This window comes from Haloferax profundi, from assembly GCF_001469865.1.
Taxonomy (GTDB): Archaea; Halobacteriota; Halobacteria; order Halobacteriales; family Haloferacaceae; genus Haloferax; species Haloferax profundi.
Map to the genome: position 1 here is coordinate 1 of NZ_LOPV01000453.1, position 4394 is coordinate 4394.

General features: G+C 52.8%; 4 protein-coding genes and 1 pseudogene. 3 read left to right on the forward strand and 2 right to left on the reverse strand.

What is annotated here, in order from left to right; genetic code table 11:
- Positions 1 to 392 precede the first annotated feature (392 nt).
- Positions 393 to 926, forward strand: a complete 534-nt coding sequence (locus AUR66_RS23310; protein WP_394326264.1) for a GLUG motif-containing protein — start codon at positions 393 to 395, stop codon at positions 924 to 926.
- Here AUR66_RS23310 and AUR66_RS23315 read toward each other — a convergent pair.
- Positions 923 to 1099, reverse strand: a pseudogene (locus AUR66_RS23315) (RNA-guided endonuclease TnpB family protein); the annotation flags it as partial. The gene AUR66_RS23310 and the pseudogene AUR66_RS23315 sit on opposite strands and share 4 nt — an antisense overlap.
- A 109-nt stretch (positions 1100 to 1208) precedes the next feature.
- Here AUR66_RS23315 and AUR66_RS15310 point away from each other — a divergent pair.
- Positions 1209 to 1853, forward strand: coding sequence for a hypothetical protein (locus tag AUR66_RS15310; protein WP_058573136.1), 645 nt, complete (start codon positions 1209 to 1211; stop codon positions 1851 to 1853).
- 616 nt (positions 1854 to 2469) lie between these two features.
- Complete coding sequence (locus tag AUR66_RS15315; protein WP_157533150.1) at positions 2470 to 3639, forward strand: hypothetical protein; 1170 nt, start codon at positions 2470 to 2472, stop codon at positions 3637 to 3639.
- Between the two features lie 201 nt (positions 3640 to 3840).
- Here the strand turns inward: AUR66_RS15315 and AUR66_RS22150 are convergent.
- A partial coding sequence (locus AUR66_RS22150) for a hypothetical protein (RefSeq protein ID WP_082682233.1) occupies positions 3841 to 4394 on the reverse strand: 554 nt, incomplete at its 5' end.

The window sequence follows — 4394 nt, forward strand, 5'->3', positions numbered from 1 at the left end:
GAAACGGCCATACGATTCGCGGGTTGAGCATTGCTGCTAATGATGGAGACTATGTTGGGCTGGTTGCGGTTAATGAAGGAACGATTCGAGACCTCAAACTGGAGGACGCAAACGTCCGTGGCTCTCGACTCGTGGGCACTGTCGCTGGGGAAAATAGTGGGACGATCCATAACGTCTCTGTTACGGGAACGGTCACTGGAGACCAACTTGTTGGGGGGCTCGTTGGTCAAAATGGGCAGTACAACTACTTTGCTGAACAGCCAGTACCACCTAACCAGCACGCACCAATTGTGCGCTCATCAGCTACTGTGGATGTTACTGCCGATTCTATCTCTGGTGGTCTCGCGGGGTTGAACACGGGGACAATCAACACGTCGGTTGCAAGCGGAAGTGTGCGGGTTACGCCGGGAGAAGCGGGGTCACTCATAGAGCATGGTGGGCTCGTCGGACGAAACACCCACGGCGGCCTCGTTACCTCATCATTCGCGACAGGGAATGTTACCGGGAGAGACGCTGTTGGCGGACTTGTTGGCTCCAATCACGCAGGAGCAACGATCACCAATACGTTCGCTTCGGGGCACCTGTATGGAAATACGCAGGTGGGCGGTCTCGTAGGAACCAGCACTAACAGCACAGTGAGTCAGTCCTTTGCTGTCGGAACCATTGACCACGCAGTAAGCCCAAGTAACGCAGGAGGAATTGTCGGCAATCGAACCGGAGGAACAGTTAGCCATAGCTACTGGGATGCCACTCAGACACAGAATGCGCTCCCAAGTGCTAAAGACTCCCCTGCGGGGTTGAAGACAGCCCAAATGACCGGTGACAATTCGACCCAACACATGTCCGGGCTCAACTTCGAAACTGTTTGGACTACGACAGACGGGTATCCGATGCTACGTTGGCTTACTGACTCCTCCCACGACTAAAGTCGTGGAGTTCCCTCACTGAGGGTTAGGCCCACGGAATCTGGGGAGTTCTCAGGTTCAACGACGACCTGAGTTTCGGGCCGAGTCAGTACGGCCCCCGTGCCGGGTAGCGGTTTCGAGAACTTACCCAACACTCGTTTTCCGATGTTCGTTGCGCCGTTCTTGTCCGCGTGAACCACGGATCCGGTGCGGTCAGTTCAAGCCAAACCGCATGTCAACGAACACGCCACCCACGCAAAAAGGTCTCATCGCACAATCACCCCACTCCACGGAGGCCACCGAATGACCGTCACCTCCATTGAAGACCTCGCTTCCCGGATCAGCGACCTCGAAGACCGCATCGAGAGTCTCGAACGGGAGAACAAACAGCTCGAAGAGACGGTCGAATCCCAGAAAGAGACCATCGCCTCCCAACGTGAGCAACTTGCAGAGTACGGCTCTCGTGTGCAAGAACTCGAATCCAATCATAACGCAGCAACTGACCACCGCAAACATCTCCAACAGCGCCTGCACGCCCTCGAGTCAGAGAAGACTACGCCCACCGAAGACAACACCAGTTCGTCCCCACTCCAGCAACTCATCCGTCTCCCCTCCAAAGCAGTCTCCAAACTCACGGCCAACCAAGAACGCGCCCGGTTCATCGCCAAGGACATCACAGAATACGCAACAAAAGTCCCTGCTGGCTTCGCACTCGACTCGAGCACGATTCGAACCGTCCTGCACGCAAAGGAAGGCCGGACGCCGCACACTCAGACTGTCGCTCGCGTCATGGACTTTCTCGATGACCTCGGGAAGGAGACAGTGGAGATTGTGAAACGCCGAGGGACCAAGCGCGTTATCTTCACCGAACACGCGGTCTCGGAACTCGCGAGGACATCGTCGAGTTCGCGTAGTATCACAGACGTTGTGATGGGGTGGCGACAGTGAAGGTGTGATAGACCGCGGATAGTCGTACACTCCCCCAGAGGTCGTCGACACCCAACCCGGTTGAAGACGGTCTAACTAGCAGCAGCACTGGAGAAAGCCCCTCTGTGGACAGGAGTAGTATGAAGGATAGAAACGAGTTTGCGGTGGTGAGTCGAACGAGAGATATCACAACGAGTGTGATTTCCACTCGTGAGCTTCTGCGAATCCAAACAGCAGGATAGAATGCGGTACTCAAGCCCGTAGTCTGGCTGTGGGGGAGTACAATACACGTATCCGAGTGACCTGTGTACACACTCTGGAGTCACAGCGGAAACGTGCACTCACCATGTTCTCAGACACCTCGTTTCGTATGTTCTCTTTCACCTGAAAAATCGCCAGACTGTGGGCCAGAAAACACTTGTAGTAGAGGACGCACCCCCGATGGGGACGACATCGTCGCCGTAGTACCCAACGGTACCTACACGAGTAGGCTACGAGCCTCACGTAATCGACGAGAGTGACATCCTAATCAGCTGTGGTCGCAGCGAAGAGCGATTTGTCGTTCTCTTTGGCAACTGTGTTCATGTTGTGCCATAGATACTTATGAACTGGTTGGATGGGTAGAGGCGTGAACAAGATGGATGGTGGAATCTACCTCGAACAAGACGGTAAACTCGTCGAAATGACTGAGCACACGTACCCTAAAGAAGACGTACTACAAGAGCGCCTTGCTGAATTTCCCCGACTCCTTGCTGGAGATCAGATGAACCCAAACGATCCACGGAGATGGGTGCTCATTGCACGCGAGGCTGGCATACCAGATCATAAAGATAGCGGTGGTCGGTGGTCAGCTGACCACCTCTTTATCGATCAAGACGCCATCCCGACACTCGTAGAGGTCAAAAGGTCTTCAGACAGCAGGATTCGCCGCGAAGTTGTTGGTCAAGCACTTGACTACATTTCACACGCATGCATCCATTGGGACGCAGAGACCCTCAAGACTCACTTCGCCCAAACATGGACAGACCGCGGCGTTGACCCAGAGAAGGTATTGGATGAACTGGCCGGGGACGACTCGACAAATCAGTTCTGGGAGCGTGCCCAAGCAAATCTTCGGTCGAAACGCGTCCGTATTCTCTTCGTCGCCGATCAAATCCCAAGCGAACTCAAGCGAGTCGTCGAGTTTCTCAACGAGGGTTTTTCAGACGTCGAGGTCTTCGCTATTGAGGTTGCCCAGTACAAGGGAGAAGGGGCGAAAGCATTCGTACCAAGGCTATACGGTCAAACAGAGGAGGCACGCGGTACAAAGAAAACGTCGCGATATGACGGGGCGATTAAGAATGAAGATGAGTTCTACGCGGATATTGAAGCCAAACAAAAGCAAGGTGAAATTTCGTCCGAGCTAGCCGATGCGTACCGTGATTTGTATGAATTCGCTGATGGAAAGTGGGATGTCAAAATCAATCGAGCACAGAATGCCTCGTTCAAACTGCTTGTGGACGAGCACCAAGGAAATGCGAGTGGAAACCCCGGTGTCTTCTCAGCCAATATCAATGGCGACCTCCAAATCTGGCCTGCAAGTAGTCCCCTCCCAGATGATGAAGACGAACCTTCAGAGGTGGCTTGGCCCAGAAAAGCGTATGAACAGTATCTGGAAGCGTTCAGAAACCTCGAAGAAGATATTGACGGAAGTACCGCGCCAATCGAAATCATCGCCATAGACACCAACCTTCAACAATTCAAAACCATCTGTGAAACATTTGTGAACCAGTGCAAAGAGGCAGCACACGCAAATGAAGGAACGTAATTGACTGTTGTGCTACGTGGTTCTGTTACAGTCGTCAAGCTCTGACGGAACTCACGTGCTGAATGTAGAGGAGGTATTCAGAGACATATTTTATTCGTACTTTGTCGGTGAGTGTAGCTTACAGAGATGTTATTAAAACGCACTCTGGAAGTCCGATCTCCGACGTCACAACTCGATTCGAAGACTCAGACATAACCGCCATTACTTGTTCAGGAAGGGGAAGTCACCTTCACGGTAGAAGACATAGGCCGGAGAGCGCCAGAAGTCCTCGTCAATGGGTTCGTTATCACTCACTTTCTGCAGCTGTGTCATCTCGAACGGCTCCTCCAGTTCACGCCCGTGTTCGACGATGTACGTCGTCGTATCGAGTTCCTCGTTGTGATCTCCGTAATCATCGTCCTCACTGATGTGTGCTCTGAATTTCTCTGCTTCCCGAGATTCGGAATCTGGGTCGAGGATGAGATTCGTGATAATGCCTGCATGGGTTACCGTATCGCCGGTACGATAGTAGATAGGGAGTTGGCTATGAGCATCGAATGCTGCGGCTGCAGACGCAAGCCGGCTGCCGGACCGATGTGTAATTGCATCACGCTTGACAAGCTCCTCAAGACGATTTGAATAGTTCTTTGAGAGGATCGCGACGTTACTGTGTTTTCGGACTTTGCGTTGGAGACCTGTCCATCGGGTTCGGTTACTTTTTGAACTGGGTTTGTCCAGTTTCTTTGCCTCCTCAAGATGCTGCATCATCTCATCAA

Excerpts from the sequence above, each read along its gene's own strand:
- AUR66_RS15310 (WP_058573136.1), top strand. The coding sequence starts at position 1,209 with ATGACCGTCACCTCCATTGAAGACCTCGCTTCCCGGATCAGCGACCTC.
- AUR66_RS15315 (WP_157533150.1), top strand. The coding sequence starts at position 2,470 with ATGGATGGTGGAATCTACCTCGAACAAGACGGTAAACTCGTCGAAATG.